The following is a 1,582-nucleotide window of genomic DNA, read 5'->3' on the forward strand; positions in this document are numbered from 1 at the left end:
CGTCTTGACGACGCCAGCCTCGGCCTCGGCCTCGGTCTGAGTGAAGCCGAAGTCGTCGAGCGCTGCGCCCTGCGAGGGGCGCGCCGGTCCGGTGGTCATGAGCAGACCGCCTCGGGGTGCGCCGACCTGTGCGAGCGTGAGCATCCCGTCGACGACGTAGTCCGCGATGTACGAGTACACCGGCATCGAAGGGGCGCACCAGCCAGCGGCGGTCATCGCGTCGCGGAGGTTGGTGCCACCGGACTGCGACACCTTGAGCGACGCTGTCAGGGCCTTGTGGTGCTCGGCCAGCGCGAAGCGAACCGCGTTGTACTCGCCGCCGCCGCCGCCGTCAGCGGTGAGCGCCTTGGGGATGTTGAGCCCGAAGGTGGCGAGATCGAACGGCTTGATGTCGGGGACATTGCCGTTGGCCTGACGCCGTGCCTCGCCCGCCGTCCGCGAGAAGGTCGGGAACTTCTCGGCCTTCTTGAGGAACGCCTTGGCAACGTCGGTGTGGCCGTTCATCGGCTGGCCCATCGTGAAACCAGTGTTCTCGCCGGACGCCGTGATGACGACTGGACGATCCGCGAGACGGACCGGGCGCTTGGTGCCCTTGCCAACCTTGCTGGCAGCGGCAGCAGCGGTGATCGTCTGGCTGTCCCGAGCCGACGTGGTGACAGCGCCATCGCCCTCGGCGTCAGCGTCGGCGTCAACAGCGTCGGCGTCGGGGATGACCTCGGCGTCGGCCTGAACCTCGGCGTCGGTGTCGGTGTCTGCCTCGTCCTCGTCGGCGTCAGCGTCAGCGTCGGTGTCGTCCTCGCCTGCGAACTCGGCGCGAGCGGCGGCGAACTCAGCAGCAGCGGGCTTGACCGCTGCGGCGCGCTCCTTCTGCTCGGTCTCGATGGCCTTGACGGAGGTCTTGATCGCCACAGCGTCCTTGACCTGCGTGATGGAGGGCGTGGTGAGCGCGAACAGTGCGTCACCGGCCTTGCGCTGCGAGGCGAGAGCCGCCGTGAGAGCGTCGTTGTCGGCAGTTGCGAAGTCGAGTGCGAGAGCCTCGACCAGCGCCTCACCGGAAAGAGTGCTGAAATCCATGATGGGTGTTCCCTTCTGACCTTATGCGTGGGTTTTGGATGAAACTGGGTGGGTGTTGCTGGTCGAAGGCACCTTGGCACTTCTCATGTGCAGGAGAATAGCATGGGTTTCCAGAAACCGAAACAAGTGGCTATGCGTAAGCCACAACAGCGTAGGCACCGGGGTCCGTGTTGGTGATCGGAGGGGCTCCGGCGGAAGTCAACGATCGGAAATAGATGCGCAGACTTGTGGCCGACGAGTTCCCGTAGTCGCAGGCCGCTGTCAGCGACGAGTTGTTTGGGGTGACGACGACGGCTCGGGGGTTGAATGGCAGTGCCCACGCCAAAGTGACAAAGCCTGCCGCCGTTGTAGGACCTGAGCCGGTGGGGACCAGACGGACCTGATAAGCGTTTGTCTGAGCGACCGTGAGAGCCGACTGGACGAATGCTGTGGTTGACACCGATGTGTCGTTGTCGCCCGCCGCTGGTGTTGGTGCTGTCGGATTGCCTGTCAGGATGGGAGATGCAAG

The 1,582-nt window shown here is 65.0% G+C and carries 1 protein-coding gene; it reads right to left on the reverse strand.

From position 1 onward, the window contains the following. Positions 1-1,074 (reverse strand): major capsid protein (locus tag H7290_RS04035; RefSeq protein ID WP_290512734.1); only part of this gene is annotated, 1,074 nt, incomplete at its 3' end. Positions 1,075-1,582: the final 508 nt, after the last annotated feature.

The organism is Aeromicrobium sp., assembly GCF_014378035.1.
Lineage (GTDB): Bacteria > Actinomycetota > Actinomycetes > Propionibacteriales > Nocardioidaceae > Aeromicrobium.